Source organism: Thermanaeromonas sp. (assembly GCF_021890735.1).
Lineage (GTDB): Bacteria > Bacillota > DSM-521 > Neomoorellales > Neomoorellaceae > Thermanaeromonas.
In genome coordinates this window covers 1-23862 of sequence record NZ_JAKKUR010000020.1, presented here as the reverse complement: position 1 = coordinate 23862, position 23862 = coordinate 1, and the positions used below count along the sequence as shown (strand labels likewise).

The following is a 23862-nucleotide window of genomic DNA, read 5'->3' as shown; positions in this document are numbered from 1 at the left end:
ATTCGACACAAACTGCCAATTTCCTCCAAAGGTCTCCCGTGTTCGGCCATTTTTATCGCCACCCAATCATAGCCTCCAAAATTTAATCCTGATCCTGCCTAGCCTTGCTTGAGAGCGTTTTTACAGGCTTAGCGGGCTGCAAAATAATACGACACCGTGGGCTACTACTGAACACCCGATTTCGACAACCGGATATTGCGCGTCCAAATACCATAAAATGATATTACCTTAGATCTGGGTTTCTATAACAACTTCAAAAAATTTCTCTTATACCCCTTGATAAATGTTAGAAGTAATTTTATACTTGGGAATTGGTATTAACCAGCATACCTCTGGCATACTTATATTCCAGGAGGCCTTGGTGTGCTTTATCCCGGCAGCAGCAAACCCTTGCATGAACAGCTTAAAGACATCCTCAAGCAAAAAATAGCCGAGGGAGAATTTAAACCCGGACAAGCTATACCAGGCGAAAGGCAACTTATGCATACGTACGGTGTGAGCCGGGTCACCGTAAGGCAAGCTATCGGTGAACTGGTAAGTGAAGGTTTGCTCTACCGCCAGCATGGCAAGGGAACCTTTGTGGCGCCGCGCCGTATTGAACGTCCCTTAGCACGCCTGTTGGGGATAGCCGAAGAATTGATGTTAGAAGGTTTGGAAGTTGGTATTCAAGTTTTGGAAGCCGTCCGGCAGGAACCTCTCCCTGAGGTCCGTAATCAGCTTAGGCTAAAAGAGGGTGAACAGGTTTTCCATGTGCTACGGTTAATTAAAACGGGTCCGGATCCCCTCCTTCTAGATTTTAGCTTTTTCCCAGCCTCCGTAGGCCAAATTCTTAAAGATATAGATCTATCCAAGGATCTTATCTATACCCACCTTGAGCTATATGGATACAGGATCCTCCGCGGTGTTCAATGGATAAGTGCGAGCCGCGCCTCTCAAGAGGAAGCACGCCATCTCCAGTGTAAAAAAGGTAGCCCCGTACTGGTGGCCAGGCGTATAACCTATGCCGAAGGTGAGTTACCTATCAGCGTCTCCCGTACCGTTTACCGGGCAGACCGTTACGAGTACCGTGTGGATCTGTACAGGCACCCTTTAAAAGCAAAGGACGCAGAACAAGTTACCAGCTAAAGGAACCAGTCCTTGTTGGTACCTGCTTCTAAGCAAAAGCTTGGCTTAAAAATATGGGGGTAGTGATAGAATTGATTAGCCTCTCCTCTATAGGGATTATCTTCGGTGTTTCCATCGTAGCAGGCACTTTGGGCGCTCTGTTAGGTCTAGGCGGTGGAATTATTATTATCCCTGCACTTACTCTTCTTCTAGGTGTGGATATCCGGTATGCTATAGGGGCTAGCGTTGTCTCTGTAATAGCTACCTCGAGCGGCGCTGCTGCTACCTATATCCGGGATCGCATTACTAATGTGCGCATAGGGATGTTCTTAGAGATGGCTACCACCACCGGAGCCATCCTGGGGGCGTATTTATCTGGACTGATCCATACCCGTTATCTCTATTTTATTTTTGCCCTAGTGCTCGGGTATTCCACTTTAGCCCTCTTCCGGCGGCGCAATGTCGAATTAGTTTCCGATGCCACACCTCACCCCCTGGCCTGGAAATTTAAATTATGGGGATCTTATTATGATTCTGCCCTCCAGCAAGAAATAAAATATATTTCTTCTGGAGTACCACCTGGTTTCCTCGTAATGCTAGGTGCCGGTGTCTTGTCCGGATTGTTGGGTATAGGAAGCGGGGCATTTAAGGTTTTAGCCATGGATATGTTCATGAAGCTGCCTATGAAGGTATCGACAGCTACCAGCAATTTTATGATCGGTGTTACCGCAGCGGCCAGCGCGGGTATCTACTTTTCCCATGGGTATATCAACCCAGCCATTGCCGGCCCCGTAGCCCTGGGTGTAGTCCTAGGTACTATAATAGGGACTCGCCTTATGGTACGCCTCCGTAACGCTACCCTGCGGAAGATATTCCTACCTGTACTTTTATACATTTCCTTGGAGATGTTATTAAAAGGTTTAAGGGGATGATATAGGGTGAACCTGTCTTTTTCTCAGTCCAAAAGTAAAAAAAGAATTTCCCCCCTCGAGATAGAAGATTTCATCAGCTTGTCTTTAAGGGTAGGCGTCATCATCAGTAGCGTAATCGTAGCTCTAGGTTTAATATTATTTCTCCTTTCCGCTTATACCGGTTTTCCGGGGGGCGACTTTCCTAAAAGCCTTCACCAAGTATGGACCGGCTTGCTGAGCCTTAATCCCCTGGCCATCATCGCAGCGGGGCTACTGGTGTTGCTCGCTACTCCCATCTTCCGGGTAGCCGCGTCCTTAGTGACCTTCTTCCTTCAAAAGGATTACCAGTACACTTTTATAGCCGGCTATGTTTTATTCATGTTGCTCTTAAGCCTCTTTTTAGGAAAGGCTGAATAAATGAAATACCAATGTCAAAACCTGCTCAACTGGGAGCCAAATTGGCGGCTAGAACCCCTACTACCTTTTCCTCCCTGTCCATTATAGGAACTGATATAGTAATGGCCAAGCGGTTGGTAGCCTGAGTTATGTACGGTTCACTGGTGAATTTTTGCCCCTGGCTGGCCACCTGAAACCATGGCCGGAAAGCCCAATTACTAATAGTAGTGGAAGGCCGGGTATACAGGGCCGTACCGTCAGGTAGCACGGCAAAGAGGCTCTGTATTATAGAATGCTCTTCAAAGGTTCGATCAAGGAGGGGCTGTAACCTGGCAAGCTCCATGCTCTGAACTTCCGGTTTGCTCGCTAGCTTTTCTAGAATCTTAAAGCCCTGGCTAGTAAGTTCTTGACAGGTGGCCTCATCCCAGCCGCCCCTTGTATATTCAGCCGCTATATTAAGAAAATTTTGGGCCATAATAGCCAACTTCTGAACACTTTCCTCGACTTTACCTATGGTAGCCTGCTGTTCGCTGGCTGCGGCTGATACCTCCTCGATACTGGCTGCTGTCTGCTGGGCTACGGCAGCCACCCGGCCAGCATCTTCATTTACCGCCCGGACACGTTCTGCTTGCTGTTCTGCGCGAGAATTGATCTCTTCCATGGCCTGCACAGCCTTACTTATAGCTTGACCTATGGCTTCGAAAGCTGTCCGGGCATTCTTTCCCCTTTCAATGTTCCCCTTTACTAGATGGACGTTCCTTTCTACCTGCGAAGCCGTATCTTGAGCCTCGGCCTGTATTTCACTGGCCAAGCGGGTGATATTTTGAGCTGCCGCTGCCGACTGCTCCGCTAATTTCCTCACTTCATCGGCTACTACCGCGAAACCCCGGCCTTGTTCGCCGGCCCGGGCAGCCTCAATAGCGGCATTGAGGGATAGAAGGTTGGTCTGCTCAGCTATAACAGTTACGAGGTGCACGAATTCATTTATCCGGGACATCTTTTCTTCTAACTGGTACATATGCCGGGCAGCCTGCTCGTTGGAAAAGGCGGCCTCCTCGATCTCTTCGAGGAGCTGGTCTAAGAGAGCCCTCCCTTCCCTTTCCTTTTCTTGAACCTCGGACGCCATTTTTACACCTAACCGGGAACGCTCGGCGATCTCTTCTGCTAGGCTGGTCAGGACCCCCATGTTTTCCGCCACCCTCTGGGCTGCCCCGGCCTGCTCATCAGCACCAGTGGCTATCTCCTGCATAGCTGAATTTATCTCCCGGAAGCTGCTTTGGACAGAGGATATACCTTTTGAAAGATTATTAACAAAATAGTTTATCTCATCTGAGCTGCGTTGCATATGTCCTATGGTACGGAAAATGTTATCTAAAACTGCCTTCACATGATCCCGGAAGGCCAAATGGAAGCGCAACCCGCCTACAAAACGCTCAGCCCGCACCGGATCTCCTTGTCCTAAAATTTCTAAAAACTGCCCCAGGCTCCCCAAGGGCCGCATCCACACGCGCCACAGAATGTACAAAGTACCAAGGCTTAACACCACACCTAAAGAAATAGCCAGCACCGCCGCGGGGAGAAAATTATGCCAAGAGACACCGAGGTGTACCGTGTACCAAGCCCCACTGGCCGCAGGGACCAGGGTTAAAACGAGTAGGTAAAAAAAGCCGGCCAATAAAATTTTCACCTGCTTCCCCTCCAACCCCATATGTTTGTTTCTCTATGAATATTTCGGCTTCTAAGGCGGTCCCCTTTAATCTTTAGCGCCTGCGGCTGGCCAGCTCCCGGGCCAGGTCTTCAAGCTCTAATCCGTGGTAGGCCAGGACCACCAAGGTGTGATAATAAAGATCAGCCAATTCATAGAGTATCTCTTCTGTCCGCCCGCCTTTAGAAGCCAAAACCACCTCAGTAGCCTCTTCCCCTACCTTTTTTAAGATCCTGTCCTGTCCTTCCTTAAACAGGCGTGCGGTGTAGGAACCTTCCGGAAGCTCCTTCTTGCGTTTTTTGATGACATCGAAAACCTCAGTTAGTATCTGGCCTAAATCAGAAACGCCCCCTAAAGCACCCTGTTGTACCGCTTGTTCTAGCTCTTTTCTTGTTTCCATTGCTTCCACCACACTCCCGCATATTCTGCCTTCTTCCTGTCCCGTACAGTGGCCTGCTTTATGATCGGTGGCCTTTCCCTCCGCAAGCCCACTTGCGTCGTCACCTCCAGGCACCGCCCTTTTATCCTGTTGGCTGTTCACTTGAAGGCGCAAAGGATGGTGAAAACAAGAAAACTCTCCTTCGTGACAGGCCACCCCTTCCTGCCGGACCTGTACCAGTAGTGCATCGCCATCGCAGTCGTAGAATATATTAACTATATGCTGGTAATGCCCCGAGGTAGCCCCCTTGTGCCACAGCTCTCCGCGGCTGCGGCTAAAAAACCAGGTTTGACCCGTAGCTAAAGATAACCTTAAGGCTTCTTCATTCATATAGGCTAGCATCAACACTTGGCCTGTAGCTACATCCTGGACTATGGCCGGAATAAGCCCGTCTTTGTTGAATTTTAACTCCTCAGGTAATCGCTGCATAAAAACCACCTCTTTTTTAAGCCGCATAAAGCCCCGTAATACTCGCCAGCTTGTTTAAGATACAAGCCCTTTGTTTAAGGAGAGAGCAGACTAACGGTCAAACCAGCCTTACAGGGACGCCATGGTCTGCCAAATATTTTTTGGCTTCCCTAATACTGTAAGTCCCGAAGTGAAAAATAGAGGCTGCCAGCACGGCATCGGCTTTACCTATAGTTAAGCCTTCTAATAAGTGTTGAAGATTGCCCACCCCTCCGGAAGCGATCACCGGTATGGAAACGCTGGTGCTGACCGCAGCAGTTAGCTCTAGATCATAACCGTTCTGGGTCCCATCGCAATCCATACTGGTCAACAAAATCTCGCCCGCACCCAACGAAGCCACTTCACGAGCCCAGGCTATCGCATCCTTACCGGTAGGCCGGCGGCCGCCATGGGTGACTACTTCCCACCTTCCCGGGCCACAGCGGCGGGCATCGATAGCTACTACAATGCACTGGCTGCCAAACCTCTTGACAGCCTCTTCCACCAGACGGGGATTCTCCACAGCCGCCGTATTTAGAGAAACTTTATCAGCCCCCGCCGAAAGTATCTGCCGGATATCTTCTAACGTCCTTATACCTCCCCCCACAGTAAAGGGTATAAAAACCTGTTCTGCCACGCGCCGGGCTACTTCCACCATGGTCTTGCGCCCTTCTGCTGAAGCGCTGATATCCAAAAATACCAGCTCGTCGGCCCCCTCACGGTCGTATGCTGCTGCAAGCTCTACGGGATCGCCGGCGTCCCTTAAATTTAGGAAGTTAACTCCTTTTACCACACGTCCATTATGCACGTCCAGGCAAGGGATGATACGTTTGGTCAGCACAGCTCTTGCCTCCCCCCACCCGCAGCTTTTATCGCCTCCGCCAGGCTAAACTTGCCCTGGTACAGGGCCTGTCCAATAATAACCCCCTCAATCCCGTAAGGCTTAAGCTCCCGCAAGGCAACAATGTCCTCTAAGCTAGCCACCCCTCCCGAAGCGATAACGGGAAGCCCACAAGCTAAAGCCACTTCGCGAATGGCTTCTAGGTTGGGACCCTTAAGCGTCCCGTCCCGGCTTATATCTGTATATATTAACCTTTTTACTCCCAGTCGAGCCAGCTCCCGTGCCATCTCTACGCCTCTACGGTTGGAGGTCTCGGTCCAACCCTTAGTAGCTACCCACCCGTCCCGGCAATCCACGCCAACTACTATAGCTTCACCATACTTTGCGCACGCTTCAGCTACCAGTGTAGGATCCGTCACCGCCACCGTACCCAGGATTACCCGTGCTGCGCCCGCCGTAAGCAAGGCCTCGATATCATCCAGGCTCCTTACCCCACCGCCAACCTGTACGGGGATTCCCGCGGCTATTATGATCTCCCGGATCAAGGATAAATTTTTGCGCCGCCCTTCAAAGGCTCCATCCAGGTCTACTATATGTAACCAGCTCGCACCTTCCCGTACCCACATCTTCGCTACTTCCACGGGGTCCTCGGAGTAAACCGTCTCCGCCGTGGGCCGTCCCTGGTATAACCTGACACAACGGCCACCGCGCAGATCAATGGCCGGAAAAACTATCACCGTATACCAGCCTCCCGAAGTTGGCCAGAAGCTTAAGACCCAAAGTGCTGCTCTTTTCAGGATGAAATTGAACTCCGAAAAGGTTGCCCTGCTCAATGGCTGCTACTATTCGTCCGCCGTACTCTGTTTCTGCCACTATGATCCCTGAATACTGAGGCTCTACGTGATAAGAGTGCACAAAATAAAAAAAAGACCCTTCCGGGATGCCTTGAAACAAAAGCCCGGGCCGCGTATACATCACTTGGTTCCAGCCCATATGTGGTACCTTAAGCCCAGGAGGAAGACGCCTTACTTGCCCGGGCAAAAGGCCGAGACCGCCAACCCGCCCTCCCTCTTCACTGCTCTCAAACAATAGCTGCAAGCCTAAGCAAATACCCAAAAAAGGCTTGCCGGACCGGCAAACTTCCTTTATGGCCTCGTTGAGCCCGGTTTCCTTTAAAGCAGCCATAGCATCCCTGAAGGCTCCCACGCCGGGCAGGACGGCCCCGGGGGCCTTTACCACTTCTTCCGGACGATTAGTGACGCGAGCGGGAAATCCTAAAGTATCTAAGGCTTTTTGCACGCTTAAGAGGTTCCCCATACCGTAATCGATGATTGCTATAGGTTTCATTTGCCACCCACACCCTTCAAAAGAATAAAAGGCTTAAAACCCAGAAATTACAACACACCTTTGGTAGAAGGTATCCCCATTACCCCGGGCTCGCGGCTAGTCGCCTGACGGAGGGCGCGGCCTAAAGCCTTAAATAAAGCCTCCGCCACGTGATGCCCGTTACGCCCAGCTAGCTTTCTTACATGGAGGGTTATCCCGCCATGGTTTACTAATGCCCGTAAAAATTCCTCCAACAAATCCGCTTCTAGGCCGCCTACACGCTCCACCCTTATATCCACTTCATAGGCCAGATAAGGGCGGCCGCTTAAGTCCACAGCCACCAGGATTAAAGCGTCATCCATGGGTAAGATGGCGCTCCCGTAGCGGGTTATACCTTCTTTGGTACCCAGAGCCTGGGCCAAAGCTTTGCCCAAGCAAATACCTATATCTTCCACGGTATGGTGGTTGTCCACATAAAGGTCGCCTACGGCTTCGAGGTCTAAGTCAAACCTTCCGTGTTTAGCGAACTGGGCCAAGAGGTGATCCAAAAAAGGAATACCGCTTGTACCCTTAAACTTCCCCCGGCCTTCCAGGGTGAGTTCAATTTTAATTTCTGTTTCTGCCGTTTTTCGGGTAACCGTGGCCCGGCGGCTATCTTTCGCAAGCTGGTCCATAAGAATCCCTTCCCTCTATTTCTTCCCGTACACCGTAAGCTTCTTCTAATCTTTAGTGCGCAAGGAGATAGCCCTCGCATGGGCTTCGAGCCCCTCAGACCGGGCCAGTTCCTCTACATCTTGTGCTATATCCAGCAATCCTTGCCGGTGGTAGGCAATTACGCTGCTTTTTTTAAGGAAGGTATCTACGCTCAGGCCCGAATAAAACCGCCCTGTGCCCCCTGTAGGCAAAACGTGACTGGGACCGGCCAGGTAGTCCCCTACGGGCTCGGGTGAGAAGGGGCCTAAAAATATAGCTCCAGCATTACGTACCATTCCTAACCAGCGCCAGGGTTCGGATACGTAAAGTTCCAGATGCTCAGGAGCCAAGGTATTAGCCTTATCCAAGGCCTCATATAGCGTATCCACCACTATGGCGGCCCCGTAATTTTCCAAAGCCCGGCTGGCTATAGACGCCCGGGGTAAAACTTTGAGCTGGATATCCAGTTCCTTTATTACCTGCTCAGCAAGACTTCTTTCAGGGGTGATCAAAACCGACCCGGCCAAGGTGTCATGCTCGGCCTGGGAAAGGAGGTCGGCTGCCACCCAATCCGGCCGGGCGCTCCCGTCAGCTACCACCACAATCTCGCTAGGCCCGGCCAGCATGTCTATATCCACCTGGCCGTACACTTCCTTTTTGGCCAGGGTTACATAAATATTCCCCGGGCCAACGATTTTATCCACCGGGCGAACATACTCGGTTCCAAAAGCTAAAGCCGCGATGGCCTGCGCCCCGCCCATCTTGTAAATCTCTTGCACCCCAGCTTCCCAAGCTGCTACTAGCACTAGGGGGTGCACACTACCGTCGGGGCGTGGTGGCGTAACTAAAACAATCTCTTCTACCCCTGCCACCTTGGCCGGAAGCACTGTCATAAGAACCGAAGAGGGGTAGGCGGCCGTGCCACCGGGTATGTAAATACCCACCCTGTGTAGGGGCCTGCAGACCTGGCCCAAGATGTTTCCTGAACTATCGCTCATAAACCACGAGTTCGGTAACTGGCGCCGGTGATACTCTATAATATTTTCTTTAGCCCGCCTTAAGGCCGAAAGTACCCCGGAACTCACGAATTGCTGGGCTGCCAATAACTCCTCTTCGGCCACCCGGAAGTCTTCCGGGGACAAAGCCACACCGTCCAGCTCCCAGGTATAACGGGCTACCGCTGCATGGCCCTCCCGGCGAACATCTTCCACAATAGCCCGCACCCGGGCAGCCGCCTCTTCCTGGGCTTTTAAACGCCCCGTCCAGTTTTTAAACCAGTCCGCATCCCAGCCTTCTATAAGCCTTATCACAAGGATACTACCCTCTCTCCCAAAAAAATAAATCCTTCGGGAACATTATAGCAGAAACAGTTATAGGTACAACAATAATTCTTAACCTAAGCCTTCACTCGCCTTTCGCAACCTTTCTACCAGGGAATGAAGCTCTTTATGGCGTATCCGGTAGCTCACCCTGTTGGCGATAAGCCGGGCGGTAGCCGGAAAGATGGAAGCCACTTCTACTAAGTCGTTCTCCTTTAACGTACGTCCGGTGGAGACAATATCCACTATAAGGTCGGCCAAACCCACCTGGGGAGCCAATTCTATGTTCCCGTGGAGTTTAATTATTTCGACCTGCTGCCCTAACCCGGCGAAAAAATTAGCCGCCACCCGCGGAAACTTGGTAGCCACCCGCCGCGAAAGACTCAGCAGTGTCTCCAGAGACCGGCCTGCTTCCTCCCACTTAATACGGGGTACAGCCAGCACAAAGCGGCAATAACCGAACCCCAGGTCCGCCAGTTCAAAAACATCGGCTCCGCTTTCCACGAGTGTATCCTTACCAACAATACCCAAATCCGCAGCTCCGTACTCCACGTAGGTAGGCACATCTGTAGGACGGCAGATAATATAACGTAGAAAATCTTCAGGGAAGCAGAAGACTAGCTGCCGGCTTTCCGTATCGACACCTTCCACCGGTAACCCGGCCCTGGCCAAAAGCTCTACAGCCTCTCCCCCCAGTTTACCCTTGGGTAAAGCTATAGTAATTAAAATTTCTGCCACTTGCTTCCCTCTCCCTTTTATACCGGTTCTATTTCAGACCGTTTCTACCCATACCAGGTTAAGCCCCCGTTCCGCGGCCTCTCTCCGAGCCTCCTCCAAACTACTTATACCACAACCCAGCTCTACCCTGGCTCCTGACCTGCGTAGTTCCTTAGCCTTGGTAAGGGCGGCGGCGAGATCTTTTCCCGCCACCAAATAGGCCCGGGACTCTTCCTCTATAAACATTTCCCCGTTCCTTGCCGCCAGCACTCGCTCAATCCCCAGGGCAAACCCCGTAGCCGGGCAGGGATAGCCGAATTCCGCCAAAAGGCCGTCGTACCGGCCGCCCCCCAGGACGGGGAAGCCCAACCCCGGCACGTACCCCTCAAAAACCAATCCAGTGTAATAATCGAAATCCCGCAGGATACCCAGGTCTATAAAAAGATAACGGCCTAAACCGTAGCGTTCAAGAATTGCTAACACTTCCTCCAGGTGAGCTAAAGGCTCCCTGGCAGCTTCCACACCCAAGATGGGTATGGCCTCCTTTAGCTCCCGGCGCCCCCCGTGCAAAGTGAAAAGCAATTCCAGGCGCTGTCGGGCGGTCCCCCGCAGGCCGTACTGCTCGCAAAGCCGGTTAAGACCTACCCAATCCTTGCCTACCAGGGCTTCCTTTACGGCTGCTAAAGCTTCTCCTTCTAGCCCCAGGTCCGCTAGCACACCCTTAGTGATGGCCACCTGACCCAAGCCTACCTGGAAGTCTTTGAGCCCGCTTTCCAGCAAGGCCTCTACTGCAAGGGCCACTACCTCAACATCGGCGCCCACCCCGGTTCCGCCTATTAGTTCGACACCCGCCTGATGAAATTCCCGGCGCCGCCCGCGCGCCGGGTCCTCGTATCGGAACACAGAAGCAACATAACAAAGCCGTAAAGGTAACTTCTCTTTTCTCAAGCGAGTAGCGACCAGGCGGGCGATGGGTGCCGTCATCTCCGGCCTCAGCGTTAAAACCCGGCCCTTCCGGTCGATAAACCGGAAAAGAAGTTCCTCCTTGGCTGCTACCTGGCCGGCTTGAAAGGTCTCGGTAAACTCAAAGGTTGGGGTTACCACTTCCTGGTAACCCCAACTTCTAAAAAGGCCCAGCAGCTTATTTTCCAGGCTTCTTTTGGCTGCGGCAGGGCCGGGAAGGAAATCATCCACTCCCTCGGGCAATTGTAGATGCCGGTTGTAATTGTTCAAAACGTTCTCACCTCAAGGGTACCTGTTTCACCGTAATCATATCATCTCTTCCAAAAAAGGAGCAAGATCTAATTCCATTACATGCCTCCAATTAAAAGTTGCTTTAAGAAGCTAGAAACAGGTAAAAACAACCGCTCCATCCAAAGGGTGGGGCTGGGAAGGACCAGGTTTAAAAGCATGGCCAGGCTTAGGGCCAAACTCAAGGACCAAAGGGCTCCCGTAACCACCAGTTCCTTAAAGCGGCGTTCCCGGTATAAAGGCGCACCCTCTAAGTAAGCTATAAGGCTGAAGGCTACCAGGACAAGGAATATAAACATCTCGCCTACCTTCCCCCTGGGGACACCCTTTTACCCCCTGTATTCCTGCCTTGACCGCCGGCGGGATTATAGCTCATACCGATGCGGCGGATGGAGACCTGGGCTTCCAACTTAACCTCTGCGCCTGCAAAAATTTCATTCCAGTTGTCTTCAACCTGTCTCCATAATTTAGGGTTTTCCCGGTGGAGAACCTCGCCGAAACCGAAAATATCGGTCTTCAATTCCCTTTGGGCTTTATCTAAAGCTGCCTGAACCCTTTTGTTAAGCTCGTGGTACAGCGCCTTTTCAAGCTCCTCAATTTTTTCCGGAGTGGCTAAAGATTCCTGGCAGGTCTGTTCCATAAGATCTCCTTCCGAGTTAATTTTCACTAAGAAAGTTATCTTATCACCCTCCACTTGAGGCGTTACTTGGGTTTGGGCACGGTGAAAGCGTACGGAGACCCGCTCTGAAGGATGTTCGGGACAGTTAAAGGTGAGCACCCCTTCCTTTACCTCTCCCCTAAGCCACATAGTGCCTAAGGTTTCCAAATGGTCCAGATATCCTATGAGCTTACCTTCCTTAAAAACGCCGGCACCTTCAAAACGTATAGCAGCAGGACCGGCCTTCCGCTGAGTACGCCCCTCACCCCCTCCTTGTTCCTGGCTTTGCTGCCCCGTCCCTCCAGCACCCTGGGTTTTACTGCCGCTGTGTTCCTGGGCAGAAACTAGGGTGATCCTCGGTATTACTGGGTTATCTCCCTTGGCCTGCCACATGGAAAGAAGCTCTTTCAGCTCTACTTTTAGGGTGACGTGGTTATTCAAAATTCCCGAAATGATCTCACCGGGTACCAGCTCCACCCCGGGAGGTAGGTCTAAAACCTCCCTAGCCTCTCCAGGGGCTAAAACAACCGGTGTGGTAAGGCGCATCTGCCGGTCACGGCTAAACCAATCTAACCAGGATAAACCGCGGCGGGCCAGTTTGTCTCCTACTATTATTACCCGGTTATGGGACCAGAAAAGCCGGCGGGGTATCTGTTCCTCGATACGCCTGGCCGCTTCTGTAAAATCACTTCCCGTAGTACTAACAATCTCACCCGGAACCTTGTTAGTACCCCCTCCTCCACCGGATCCGGAAGGTTGCCCTCCCCCGATCTCACGCGGGTTAACTATGAATACACTAAGCCTTACGTTATTGTCTCCTTCGGCGTCGGCGGCCGCGGCCATAACCAAGGCCAGCTCCTCGATCTCCCGGCGGCTCCAGCACCCCGTCAAAAGCAACATACCAAGAACCGCGCCTATAAGATATAACCGGATATGCTTACCGAACATTTACTCTCTCCCCTTTAGGCTTCCTAAGAGCTGCTACTACGGCTAAAAAGATGGGCATACCAAAGGCCCATAAAAGTGTCCATACGGGCATTATTTCTTCCAAATAAAAGAGCAGGTGGCTTATGTTTTTAAAGAGCAAGACAGATAAAGCTACCATAAAAGCGGCCAAGGGGGCGCATAAGGGCCGAAAATCTGTAAGCTCCATCACCGTAGCTACTCCTATAGAAGCAATGTAGAGATTGAACATTACTTTGATGAAAACGCCTGCTACCCAGATGGCCATAAAGAGCACTTCAATACGTTCTAAAAAATTGGCTATGCTCACCATACGGGCTAAAGAGAAAACCACGAAGGTAAGCCGTGCAGTTTCGGCCGAACCGAAGACCAGGACACCACCTAAGACCACCATTACAAGGAAAAAGAATACCCCTAAAAGCCCTATTGTCACGCTCATCCTTATGCCTTGGGGCGGGTTGATAAATCCGCTAATACCGGCAAGAAGGCTTATTTCCCCGGTAAATCCCAGCACTATAATGGCTCCTGCCAGAACCGGCCCTACCCCTCTCTCCAGTACGGGGAATAAGTTGCGCCAGGACATTTCCGGTGTGACCAGAGAAAGAATGGTTAGGATGAAAAGTACCATTAAAGGCATCACGAACTCCGCCGATCTAGAGATAACTTCTATTCCGTTACGAGCACCGTAAACAGCCACGGCCGCGAGGGTAACCGTAAAGACGAGCAAGGGGGTTTCGGGCATAACCGCAGAAACCAGAAATTCGCTAAACTCGCGCAAAACCAGGGCATTAAGCAGGATTAGGGCTAAAACGTAGAGTGTACTAATAATTTTCCCGAGAATCCTGCCTAAAATGATCTCGCTGTATTGGAATAAAGTAAGATGGGGAAAGCGCGTCCCCAGCCAGGTCAGCACAAATCCTAAAGGCAAGGTGAGCACTGTAGCTACGACGACAGCAAGCCAAGCGTCCTGCTGGGCTGTCTTAGCAAGAAAGCTGGGCAAGAAAATAATAGCCGTGGGCAAAACGTTAAACCACATAAGAATGGCTGCCTGCCGGGCATGGATAAAGCCTTCCTCCCGTATCCCCCGCATTTAATCACCTCCCTCTGCAGGATCCTGGTTGCTGCTTTTAGGAGGTGTAGGGCGCAACCGCGTATCCTGGCGCCACGGGTCGCGATACCCGATGCGGGTCGGCCTGGTATGTCTTGCCCAAAGGGGAGTTCGTATGAAAACATCTTTAAAATCCCGTACATGGTAGGGAGTAACGGGCGATAAGTAATCCACCCCAAAGGAGCGCAAGGTGGTAAGGTGAATAAGTATGGCCAGAAGACCTATCATGATGCCATAAAAGCCCAGTACCCCGGCCAAAATCAGCATGATGAATCTTAGCAGCCTTATGGTGATGGCCATAGCAAATATGGGCAGGGCAAAGGAGCTGATACCCGTAAGGGCCACCACGATAACCATAGCCGGCGAAAACAAGCCTGCACTAACCGCAGCCTCCCCGATCACCAAAGCTCCTACAATGCTGACCGCCTGCCCGACCATACGGGGAAGCCTTACACCTGCTTCTCGTAAAACCTCGAAGACCAGTTCTAAGAGCAGAGCCTCCACCAAAGCCGGAAAAGGTACACCCTCCCGTTGGGCGGCGAGCCGGATAAGCAAGCGGGTGGGCAGCATCTCCTGGTGATAAGTACTTACCGCTACGTAAATACTGGGCAGAAGTAAAGCAATGTTTAAAACTACGAAGCGGATTAGGCGCAAGAAACTAGCTAGCCAGTACCTTTCATAGTAGTCTTCGGAGGCCTGCATGAATTGGATAAATACGGTGGGAATGATGAGCGCATAAGGCGTATTATCGATTAGTAGGGCCACGCGGCCTTCTAGCAAAGCGGCTACTACCTTGTCGGGCCGTTCGGTATGGTCGATCTGGGGAAAGGGTGAAGCGGGATTATCCTCAATCAGCTCCTCAATGTAGGCGCTTTCTAAAATGCCGTCGATATTTATGCGTTCCAGGCGCCGGCGTATTTCTTGAAGTAAGGTTGGGTCAGCCAAGGTATGAAGGTATACCAGGGCCACATTGGTCTGGCTGTACCGCCCCAGGCATAGATTCTCTACTCTAAGGGCCGGTGTCTTCAAGCGACGGCGTATAAGTGCAGTGTTGGTACGTAAATTCTCCACAAATCCTTCCCGCGAACCCCGCACTGCGCTCTCCGTCAAAGGCTCATCGATAGATCTATGCTCCCAGGAACGGGTGCTGGTGGCCAGCGCTTTAGTGTAGCCGTCAAAAAGAAGAACTGCATCCCCGCAGAGAACGTGGTTTACAATATCGGAGATACTCTCTATAGGAGAGACATCTGCCAAAGGAACTATTATCTCTAATATCCTGTCCAGTGGCGCCGTCTTCTCCACCAAAGCCCGGCCTAGCTCTGGCGGAACGTGTTGCAGAGTCCTAAGCAGGGTATCTTCTATTAATTTTTTGTCCGCCAAACCGTCGATGTAAATGATAGCCGCCTTAGCCTGGCCTCCTATGAGGAAATCCCGCTTTACCACATCGCTGCTGTTAAGGAATATCTCCTTTAATTGTTCGAGATTAGCTTTTAAGTCCGGGACAAAGGTATAATGATCAAGAGGGGGGTAGGGGAATTTTTTCCCCTGCCCCCCGGAAGAGCCCCCGGAATGAGAAGCCTTCTTCTTTTGACGCTGAAAAAGGCGTAGCGGTTTACGGTAAGGGCGAGGCAAAAAACTTCCCCCTCCAGAGCTAACCCGATTTTATCGGAAAAACTTTTGAACTTCCCGTCCGAATCTTAGGTTAGCTCCTGGGAGAAAGATTATACGCCCGCCAGCCGATGTCCCGCCGGTAGTGCTTACCAGGAAAGTCAATAACCTCCGCGGCCCTATAGGCCAAAGCCAGCGCCTCTTCCAATGTCGCTCCTCTGGCGGTTACCCCTAGTACACGGCCACCGTTGGTAACTATCTTCTCGCCTTTCCTGGCGGTTCCTGCGTGGAATACCTCCACTCCTTCCGGTACCCGCTCCAATCCGCTGATCAACTCTCCTTTGGGATATGCCCCGGGGTAGCCGGGGGCGCACAAAACAACACAAGCGGCAAACCCGGGGTACCATTCCAAGTTAATCTCCTCTAGCCTCCCCTCGAGCACCGCCAGCATAACCTCTACTAGGTCGTTTTTAAGGAGCATGAGCAAGGGCTGTGCTTCAGGATCGCCGAAGCGGCAATTAAATTCTAATACCTTAGGCCCTTCAGGAGTGATCATTAATCCCGCATAAAGCACACCGACATAGGGGCGACCGGCTTCAGCCAGGGCCCGGATTGCCGGAGAAAGAATGGTATTCTTAACCTCTTCAGCGAGCCCGGCATCATAAAAAGGAACCGGTGCATAAGCGCCCATGCCTCCGGTATTCGGGCCACGGTCACCGTCAAAAACCCTCTTGTGATCTTGAGAAGAAAGCAAGGGAAGCACGTTTTTTCCATCACAAAAAGCCAGTACGCTTACTTCTTCCCCTTCTAATTTATCTTCTAAAACCACCCTAAGACCTGCTTCCCCAAAGCGGCCGCCCAGCATCTCCTCTACCGCAGACAAGGCTTCAGCCTCGTCCTCGGCTACCACCACTCCTTTGCCTGCAGCCAGACCGTCTGCCTTAACCACCACCGGCACCCCGTGCTCTCTTATATACTTCTTAGCGTCAGGAAGATTATCTACTACAGCAAATTTAGCGGTGGGTATCTTTGCCTTGAGCATAATTTCCTTGGCCCAGGCCTTGCTGCCTTCTATGGCCGCTGCAGCCCTGCTCGGGCCGAAGATCCTTAAACCTTTAGCTTTAAAGGCATCCACTATACCTGCAACCAAGGGCGCTTCCGGCCCCACTACGGTAAGATCACAATCGTTCTGCCGGGCGAAATCTACCAGCCCTTCTATGTCGTGAGCTTCAAGGGGGACGCAAGAAGCCAAATTGGCGATACCGGCATTACCGGGCGCGCAGAAGATCTCGGTTACTAGAGGGCTCTGGGCAATTTTCCACACCAAAGCATGCTCCCTACCACCGCTGCCCACCACCAGAACTTTCACAGGTCTAACCTCCTTCAACCTAACGCCTATTTTAATGCCGGAAATGCCGGACACCGGTAAACACCATAGCCAGCCCGTATTTATCGGCGCAGTCTATGGATTCCTGATCCCTTACAGAACCCCCGGGCTGTATGATAGCTGTAACTCCTGCTTTAGCCGCTTCTTCTACCGTATCAGGGAAGGGGAAAAACGCGTCGGAAGCCAGAACAGCTCCACGTGCCTTTTCTTTGGCCTGCTCCAGCGCTATACGGGCCGCTCCTACCCGGTTCATCTGGCCCGCCCCCACACCTAGAGTAACACCACCTTTGGCCACCACAATGGCATTGGATTTAACGTGTTTCACTACTTTCCAGGCAAAGAGCAGGTCTTTAAGCTCTTCTTCTGTGGGCCTGCGCCGCGTAACCACCTTTAATTCCTGTTCTGTGAAATCATAAACGTCGGGTTCTTGTACCAGAAAGCCACCGCTTACCGGGCGTACATGCCAGTTTAATCCCTTTTCTTGTCCCTCGCCGACGGCCACCAAGCGCACCTGGGGTCTAGCCTTAAACACCTCTAAAGCGTCAGGGGTAAAGAGGGGGGCTACGACTGCTTCTAAGAATATCTTTACCATCTCCTGGGCTAATTCTTTGTCCACCGGGCGATTGCAACCTACGATACCTCCGAAGGCCGAGACAGGGTCGGCCTCCAGGGCTTTGCTATATGCTTCAGCCAGTGTTTCAGCTACAGCCACCCCGCAAGGATTAGTATGCTTAATTATGGCCACCGCAGGCTCTTTAAATTCGCTCACTAAGCTAAAGGCCGCATCTAAATCCATAAGATTGTTATAAGACAGCTCTTTTCCCTGGAGTTTTAGGCTGCTGGCCAGGGTTCCGGAACCCCGCCCGGGCAGGCGGTAAAAGGCAGCCCTCTGGTGGGGGTTTTCTCCGTAGCGGAGGTCGTGTATTTTCTCCCCTATCAGGAAAAAGAAGGGCGGAAGGTTTTTCTTCCCATAGGCTTCTTGCTGCCAGTACGAGGCTATGGTTGCATCATAAGCTGCTGTATGGGCAAAGGCTTCTGCAGCTAACATGCGCCGAGTGGACAAATCCACATCTCCCTGTTCCCTTAGCTGGGCCAGTATTTGAGGATACCGGGCCGGGTTAACTATTACTATAACGTATTCGTGGTTTTTGGCTGCGGCCCGCACCATGGCCGGGCCTCCGATATCGATATTTTCTATTGCCTCCTCGGTAGTAACCCCTGGCCGGGCTACCGTCTCCCGGAAGGGGTAAAGGTTCACGGCTACGAGATCGATAGTACCTATGCCCAGTTCTTCAAGTTGTTTAAGGTGCTCGGGCTCCCTCCGAGCGAGTATACCGGCATGAATGTTGGGATGTAGGGTTTTAACACGTCCGTCCAAAATTTCCGGGAATCCGGTTACTTCCTGTACGTGAGTAACGGAAAGCCCTGCCTCTTCTAAAACCCGTGCCGTGCCCCCTGTAGATAAAATTTTCCATCCCAACTCCGCTAAACCCTTAGCAAACTCTACCAATCCCGTCTTATCCCAAACACTAAGCAGAGCGCAACGTGAAACCATGGATTTATTCCCCCTTATCTTCTTTGCGCACGTACACCCGGCGACCCTTTACCACGACCCGGTCTTCGGCGATCCAGCGGATGACTTCGGGCAAAAGCCTGTGCTCCTGCTCCAGTATCCTTTGAGCCAGGGTTTCCGGAGTATCGTTATCTTCTACAGGTACAGCAACCTGGGCTATGATGGGCCCGGTGTCCACCCCGGCATCCACAAAATGGACGGTACACCCGGAGATTTTCACCCCGTATTCTACAGCCTGGCGCTGGGCCTCCACCCCCGGAAAGGACGGCAAGAGTGCGGGATGAATATTTATTACCTTTAACGGGAATTGCTCTAAAAAAGCCGGGCTCAAGATGCGCATAAAGCCGGCTAAAACTACCAATTCCACCCCGGCTTCTTTAAGGCGGGCAGCCAGGGCGAGATCGTAGCTCTCCCGGTCCGGGTAGTTTTTGGGATCTATAAATTCGGCAGGGATACCGTGCTGGGCAGCTATGCTTAAGGCCCGTGCTTCCTTTCTGTTGCTAAGGACCAGCTTTATCCGGGCCGGAAGCCGCCCTTCCTCAATGGCCCTTATAACGGCCTCCAGGTTGCTCCCCCGCCCGGAGACGAGAACACCTAACGGGAGAACGCGCGCCACAAAATCCCCTCCTTAAAGAAGCCCCCCAAATTGGGTTAGGCGTCTTTTTATTTTAAGGGAGGGATGAACTCCACTTTCCTTTCCCCCTCCACCACCTCACCTACAAGATAAGCGGTAACCCCGGCAGCCTCCAGGCGCCTTAATACCTCCGGTACCTTCTCTTTTTCTACAGCGGCTACCATCCCTAGACCCATGTTGAAGGTGCGGTACATCTCCGGGGCCGTAACCTGGCCTACTTCTTCAATGAGCCGGAAGATGGGGGGCACTGGCCAGCGGTCCCGGTACAACCTAATGGCCGTACCTTCAGGTAACATGCGCGGAGGATTTTCCACCAGCCCACCACCGGTGATGTGGGCTAAACCCTTGACGAAACCTTCACGTATAAGAGGAAGAAGGGACCGTACATAGATAAAGGTAGGCTTAAGGAGTTCCTCTCCTAAGGTGCAACCAAGAAGTGGTATTTGGTCCCGCAACCCCAACCTCGCCTCTTCCAATAACACCCGCCTGGCCAAGGAATATCCGTTAGAGTGTAACCCGCTCGAGGCCAGGCCGATTACCGCTTGGCCCGGCCGCACCAGGCTCCCATCTAATAGGTTTTCCCTCTCCACTATGCCAACAGCAAAACCGGCCAGGTCATATTCATCGGGGCCGTAAAATCCCGGCATCTCCGCCGTTTCCCCACCCAAAAGGGCACAACCCGCCAGGCGACAACCGGCAGCCACTCCGGCTACGATCTGGGCTACTTTAGGGGGGTGGAGCTTACCCACCGCTAAATAGTCTAGGAAAAAGAGGGGCTCCGCTCCATGGGTTAAGATATCGTTAACGCACATGGCCACCAGGTCCTGACCGACGGTATCGTGGCGGTCTAAAAGAAAAGCTATCTTAAGCTTGGTACCCACTCCATCTGCTCCGGCCACTAAAACAGGTTCTTTATATCCCGGAGGCAGAGCAAAGAATCCCCCGAAACGACCTATATCGCCTAAAACACCTGGTCTAAAGGTACTTCTCACGTGTTCCCGCATAAGTTCTACCGCCCGGTTTCCGGCTTCTATATCCACCCCCGCCAGCTTGTAAGTCCATTTTTTCCCCTTCATAATAAGCTGACCTCCTGTTGGGGTCTTTAAAGGCTCTGGAAAACGCTCCGCTTAGGACGGGCTCCCTAAACCCGCTCTTTCCGGGCCAGACTATATTTACCAGCCGCTTCTGGCCGGGCAATGGGAATGGGGTATACGCCTGTAAAGCAGGCCGTACAGTAGTTGGTCGTCCCGTCTTTCAGGGTGGAAAGCATCCCTTCCAGGCTTAAATAATAAAGGGTGTCGGCACCTACGAGCTCCCTAATCTTATCTACCGGAAAACGGGATGCGATGAGTTCGCCGTAGGCACTAGTATCTATACCGTAGTAACAAGGGTGAAAAACGGGTGGCGAGGCTATAAGAAGGTGTACTTCCTTTACTCCGGCCTCCCTTAACATGTGTACTATCCTCCGGCTGGTAGTACCCCTTACCAGGGAGTCATCGATGACTATAACCCGTTTTCCCCTAAGAAGGGGGCGGATGGGGTTTAATTTAAGACGTACTCCTAGGTCCCGCATTTCCTGGGTAGGCTGGATGAAGGTGCGCCCCGCATAGCGGTTTTTGATCAAACCTTCCACCAGCGGTATGCGGGAAACCTCAGCATACCCTCCTGCAGCGGCCACCCCGGAATCCGGCACCGGAATCACCAGGTCAGCCTCCAGGGGGCATTCCCGGGCCAAATTTCTACCTAATTTGCGCCGGACCAGATACACATTCTCCCCATCAATAATGCTGTCCGGGCGGGCAAAATAAATGAACTCGAAGATACAGTGAGCGGGGCGGTGAGCAGAGGCGGCATGGAGGGACGATATACCCTGACCATCGATAATTACTATTTCCCCCGGCTCAAGGTCACGGACAAAAGTGGCACCCACGGCATCCAGGGCGCAAGACTCGGAAGCTAAAGCCCAGGCATCGCCCAGTTTCCCCAGACACAGGGGCCGTACTCCGAAAGGATCCCGGATACCTATCAACTGGTCTTCGGTCATAACTACCAAGCTGTAAGCTCCTTGTATTTCCTGCATACAATTAAGCAAAGTTTCAGGCAGAGAATAGTTTTGGCTGCGGGCCAGAAGATTAAGTATGACTTCACTATCGGTGGTAGTTTGAAATACGGCCCCCTCGGCGCTTAATTTTTGTCTCAAGGAACAGGCATTGGTCAGATTTCCGTTATGGGCCACAGCGACCATGCCCCGGCGCATCCTGGCCACTAAAGGTTGGGCGTTCGCCAGGGAACTAGAGCCGGAGGTAGAATAACGCACATGGCCGATGGCCAAGTTACCTCGAAGTTTTTTAAGAATGGCCTGGTTGAAAACCTCAGCTACCAAGCCCATACCTTTATAAACCTCGATCCCGTCACCGGTGCTTACGGCTATCCCGGCGCTCTCTTGCCCGCGGTGCTGCAGGGCAAAGAGGCCATAGTAGGTAAGCCGGGCCACATCTAATCCAGGCCCGTACAGGCCGAAAACGCCGCACTCCTCGTGAAATTTATCTCGCTGCCACTGTGCTACCTTTCCAAGTCCATAGCCATCTTCTGCCATCCGGCCTCCATCTCCCCTAAACTAAGATTTAACAGGCGCTGAGATCCCACGCTTATGCTTAAAGCCTTCCCCCCGCAGATGCCTATAATCCTAAGGGGCACACGGAATGTCTCGGCTAGCTCTTTTAGTTCTCCCGCCCTATCTGGCCGCGCACTAACTAGTACACGGGACTGGGTTTCCGAAAAAAGAAGGCTTTTTGGCCGTAAAGAGCTCTCCAAAGTTATTTCCGCGCCCATACCGCCAAGGATGGCCATCTCGGCTAGGGCAACGGCCAAGCCGCCCTCTGAACAATCGTGAGCAGCTTGTACGAGACCTCGCCTTATAGCTTCCCGCACCGTCTGCTGTACCGCTGCCTCCATATCGAGGTCGAGATGGGGCGGTCGACCGGCTACAACGCCGTGAACTACGGCCAGGTACTCGCTTCCACCCAGTTCGTCCTGTGTTTCGCCCAACAGCACTATCAGGTCTCCTTCTCGTTTAAATCCGGCCGTGCACCGCTGTTCAATATCTTCCAGGAGACCCACCATCCCGACCACCGGAGTGGGGTAAATGGGCTCCCCGCTGGTTTCGTTGTAGAAACTTACGTTCCCGCCCACTACGGGTATGTTTAAATGACTGCAGGCCCTGCTCATCCCTAAAATACAGTGGTAAAACTGCCAGGCTACTTCCGGTTTTTCCGGGTTACCGAAATTCAGGCAGTCGGTCAACCCTAAAGGCCGGGCACCGGTGCAAGAAAGGTTGCGTGCGGCCTCCGCCACTGCTATAGCGCCGCCCGTTTCCGGATCTAAGTAGCAGTACCTGCTGTTGCCGTCAGTGGTCAAAGCCAAGCCTTTTTTAGTCCCTTTAACCCTCAAGACAGCCGCATCGGCAGCCCCCGGCCTCACCACGGTATCGATACGCACCATATAATCGTACTGCCGGTATATCCATTCCTTGCTGGCAATGTTGGGCGAGGAAAGAAGCTTTAGGAGAACCTCTTCGTAGTCGGCAGGTTCGGGTAGCTCGTCTAAGGAGTAGGCCCAAAGCTCTCTTAAATATTCAGGTTCCCGGCGTTCCCGTATATAAACAGGGCATTCTTCCGTAAGGTAGCGTACCGGAATCTCGGCCACCACCCGGCCCCTTTCTTTTACTCTTAAAACACCGTCCGAAGTGACCTTACCTATCTCCACAGCTTCCAAGCCCCAGCGCCTAAAAATCTCTTTGACCCGCTCTTCACAGCCCTTCTTAGGTATTACAAGCATTCGCTCCTGAGATTCGGAGAGCATGACTTCGTAGGGTGTCATACCCTCCTCCCTGCGGGGTACCAAATCTACATCTATCTCCATGCCCGTTCCTGCACGCGAAGCAGTTTCGGCCGTGGAGCTGGTAATGCCTGCCGCACCCATATCCTGCATGCCTACGAGCAAATCTTCCTTAACCGCCTCCAGGCAGGCCTCAATAAGGAGTTTTTCCCGGAAGGGATCCCCCACCTGGACCGCAGGACGGCGCTCCTCTGAAGCCTCGCTCAGTTCCTCAGAAGCAAAGGTAGCCCCATGAATCCCGTCCCGGCCGGTCCGAGCTCCAACCAACATCACAGAATTACCGATACCGCTGGCCCGGCCGCGCTGGATCTTGCTATGTTCTATAAGGCCGACGCACATCACATTAACTAAAGGATTATGGGTATAGCAGGGAGCAAAACCCACCTCCCCGCCTACGGTAGGCACTCCTATGCAGTTCCCGTAAAAAGATATCCCTTCCACCACACCGGTTAAAAGATAGCGATTGCGAGGGTTATCCGGGGGGCCGAAGCGCAATGAATCCAGAAGGGCCACCGGCCGTGCCCCCATGGCGAAAATATCCCGGACGATACCCCCTACCCCGGTAGCGGCTCCCTGAAAAGGTTCAATAGCCGAGGGGTGATTATGGCTTTCAATTTTAAAGACTACCGCTAAATTATCTCCTATGTCGACTATGCCTGCGTTCTCTCCCGGTCCTTGCAGAACCCAGGGAGCGCTGGTAGGGAACATTTTCAAAAACGCACGGGAGTGCTTGTAGCCGCAATGTTCCGACCACATCACGGCAAACATACCCAGCTCAACGTAGTTAGGCTCACGGCCCAAAAGATTTACAATACGCTCGTATTCTTCATCTGTCAAACCCATCTCTCGCCAGGGTTTATAAGAGGGGATATTTATTCTCCCTTC

General features: G+C 52.3%; 22 protein-coding genes. 3 read left to right on the top strand and 19 right to left on the bottom strand.

Annotated features, from left to right (window positions below; translation table 11 throughout):
- The first annotated feature begins 363 nt into the window (after positions 1-363).
- The 3 genes from L5656_RS05630 (at position 364) to L5656_RS05620 (ending at position 2432) form a co-directional block, all read left to right on the top strand.
- Entirely contained in the window at positions 364-1125 is a 762-nt protein-coding gene (locus L5656_RS05630) for a GntR family transcriptional regulator (RefSeq protein WP_297200270.1), read from the top strand.
- A gap of 74 nt (positions 1126-1199) precedes the next feature.
- On the top strand, positions 1200-2036 hold the full coding sequence (locus L5656_RS05625; RefSeq protein WP_428849298.1) for a sulfite exporter TauE/SafE family protein: 837 nt from the start codon (positions 1200-1202) through the stop codon (positions 2034-2036).
- Positions 2037-2042: 6 nt separating this feature from the next.
- Positions 2043-2432: a DUF1634 domain-containing protein gene (locus L5656_RS05620; RefSeq protein ID WP_297200265.1), complete on the top strand. Its 390-nt coding sequence runs from the start codon at positions 2043-2045 to the stop codon at positions 2430-2432.
- A 25-nt stretch (positions 2433-2457) separates the two neighbouring features.
- Here L5656_RS05620 and L5656_RS05615 read toward each other — a convergent pair whose 3' ends face one another.
- From L5656_RS05615 to purL, 19 genes are all read right to left on the bottom strand, one after another.
- Positions 2458-4098 (bottom strand): methyl-accepting chemotaxis protein, encoded by a 1641-nt coding sequence (locus L5656_RS05615; protein ID WP_297200262.1) that lies wholly within the window; start codon positions 4096-4098, stop codon positions 2458-2460.
- A 73-nt stretch (positions 4099-4171) separates the two neighbouring features.
- On the bottom strand, positions 4172-4984 hold the full coding sequence (hisI, locus tag L5656_RS05610; protein ID WP_297200259.1) for a phosphoribosyl-AMP cyclohydrolase: 813 nt from the start codon (positions 4982-4984) through the stop codon (positions 4172-4174).
- A 97-nt stretch (positions 4985-5081) separates the two neighbouring features.
- Positions 5082-5843: an imidazole glycerol phosphate synthase subunit HisF gene (gene hisF / locus L5656_RS05605; protein ID WP_297200257.1), complete on the bottom strand. Its 762-nt coding sequence runs from the start codon at positions 5841-5843 to the stop codon at positions 5082-5084.
- Positions 5837-6580, bottom strand: a complete 744-nt coding sequence (hisA, locus tag L5656_RS05600) for a 1-(5-phosphoribosyl)-5-[(5-phosphoribosylamino)methylideneamino]imidazole-4-carboxamide isomerase (protein WP_297200254.1) — start codon at positions 6578-6580, stop codon at positions 5837-5839. The genes hisF and hisA overlap by 7 nt, the downstream gene beginning before the upstream one ends.
- Positions 6558-7190 (bottom strand): imidazole glycerol phosphate synthase subunit HisH, encoded by a 633-nt coding sequence (hisH, locus tag L5656_RS05595; protein ID WP_297200251.1) that lies wholly within the window; start codon positions 7188-7190, stop codon positions 6558-6560. Before hisH ends, hisA begins: the two co-directional genes overlap by 23 nt.
- 47 nt (positions 7191-7237) lie before the next feature.
- Entirely contained in the window at positions 7238-7843 is a 606-nt protein-coding gene (gene hisB, locus L5656_RS05590) for an imidazoleglycerol-phosphate dehydratase HisB (protein ID WP_297200248.1), read from the bottom strand.
- 45 nt (positions 7844-7888) lie between these two features.
- Positions 7889-9172, bottom strand: coding sequence for a histidinol dehydrogenase (gene hisD / locus L5656_RS05585; RefSeq protein WP_297200246.1), 1284 nt, complete (start codon positions 9170-9172; stop codon positions 7889-7891).
- Positions 9173-9253: 81 nt separating this feature from the next.
- Positions 9254-9919 carry an ATP phosphoribosyltransferase gene (gene hisG, locus L5656_RS05580; protein ID WP_297200242.1) on the bottom strand — a complete coding sequence of 222 codons (666 nt, stop codon included), beginning with the start codon at positions 9917-9919 and terminating at the stop codon, positions 9254-9256.
- Between the two features lie 33 nt (positions 9920-9952).
- The gene (gene hisZ, locus L5656_RS05575; RefSeq protein ID WP_297200239.1) at positions 9953-11131 is read right to left on the bottom strand and encodes an ATP phosphoribosyltransferase regulatory subunit; all 1179 of its coding nucleotides are present in this window, start codon (positions 11129-11131) and stop codon (positions 9953-9955) included.
- A gap of 77 nt (positions 11132-11208) precedes the next feature.
- Entirely contained in the window at positions 11209-11448 is a 240-nt protein-coding gene (locus L5656_RS05570) for a hypothetical protein (RefSeq protein WP_297200236.1), read from the bottom strand.
- A gap of 5 nt (positions 11449-11453) precedes the next feature.
- Complete coding sequence (locus L5656_RS05565; RefSeq protein WP_297200233.1) at positions 11454-12755, bottom strand: Ger(x)C family spore germination protein; 1302 nt, start codon at positions 12753-12755, stop codon at positions 11454-11456.
- Complete coding sequence (locus L5656_RS05560) at positions 12745-13860, bottom strand: GerAB/ArcD/ProY family transporter (protein ID WP_297200231.1); 1116 nt, start codon at positions 13858-13860, stop codon at positions 12745-12747. Before L5656_RS05560 ends, L5656_RS05565 begins: the two co-directional genes overlap by 11 nt.
- Positions 13861-15510 carry a spore germination protein gene (locus L5656_RS05555; RefSeq protein ID WP_297200228.1) on the bottom strand — a complete coding sequence of 550 codons (1650 nt, stop codon included), beginning with the start codon at positions 15508-15510 and terminating at the stop codon, positions 13861-13863.
- A gap of 70 nt (positions 15511-15580) precedes the next feature.
- Complete coding sequence (gene purD, locus L5656_RS05550) at positions 15581-16855, bottom strand: phosphoribosylamine--glycine ligase (RefSeq protein WP_297200226.1); 1275 nt, start codon at positions 16853-16855, stop codon at positions 15581-15583.
- A 31-nt stretch (positions 16856-16886) separates the two neighbouring features.
- Positions 16887-18428 (bottom strand): bifunctional phosphoribosylaminoimidazolecarboxamide formyltransferase/IMP cyclohydrolase, encoded by a 1542-nt coding sequence (purH, locus tag L5656_RS05545; RefSeq protein WP_297200224.1) that lies wholly within the window; start codon positions 18426-18428, stop codon positions 16887-16889.
- Between the two features lie 4 nt (positions 18429-18432).
- Positions 18433-19062: a phosphoribosylglycinamide formyltransferase gene (gene purN, locus L5656_RS05540; protein ID WP_297200221.1), complete on the bottom strand. Its 630-nt coding sequence runs from the start codon at positions 19060-19062 to the stop codon at positions 18433-18435.
- Between the two features lie 47 nt (positions 19063-19109).
- Positions 19110-20156, bottom strand: coding sequence for a phosphoribosylformylglycinamidine cyclo-ligase (purM, locus tag L5656_RS05535; RefSeq protein WP_297200218.1), 1047 nt, complete (start codon positions 20154-20156; stop codon positions 19110-19112).
- A 65-nt stretch (positions 20157-20221) separates the two neighbouring features.
- Positions 20222-21676: an amidophosphoribosyltransferase gene (gene purF / locus L5656_RS05530; RefSeq protein ID WP_297200215.1), complete on the bottom strand. Its 1455-nt coding sequence runs from the start codon at positions 21674-21676 to the stop codon at positions 20222-20224.
- Entirely contained in the window at positions 21643-23820 is a 2178-nt protein-coding gene (purL, locus tag L5656_RS05525; protein WP_297200273.1) for a phosphoribosylformylglycinamidine synthase subunit PurL, read from the bottom strand. The genes purF and purL overlap by 34 nt, the downstream gene beginning before the upstream one ends.
- Between the last annotated feature and the right edge of the window lie 42 nt (positions 23821-23862).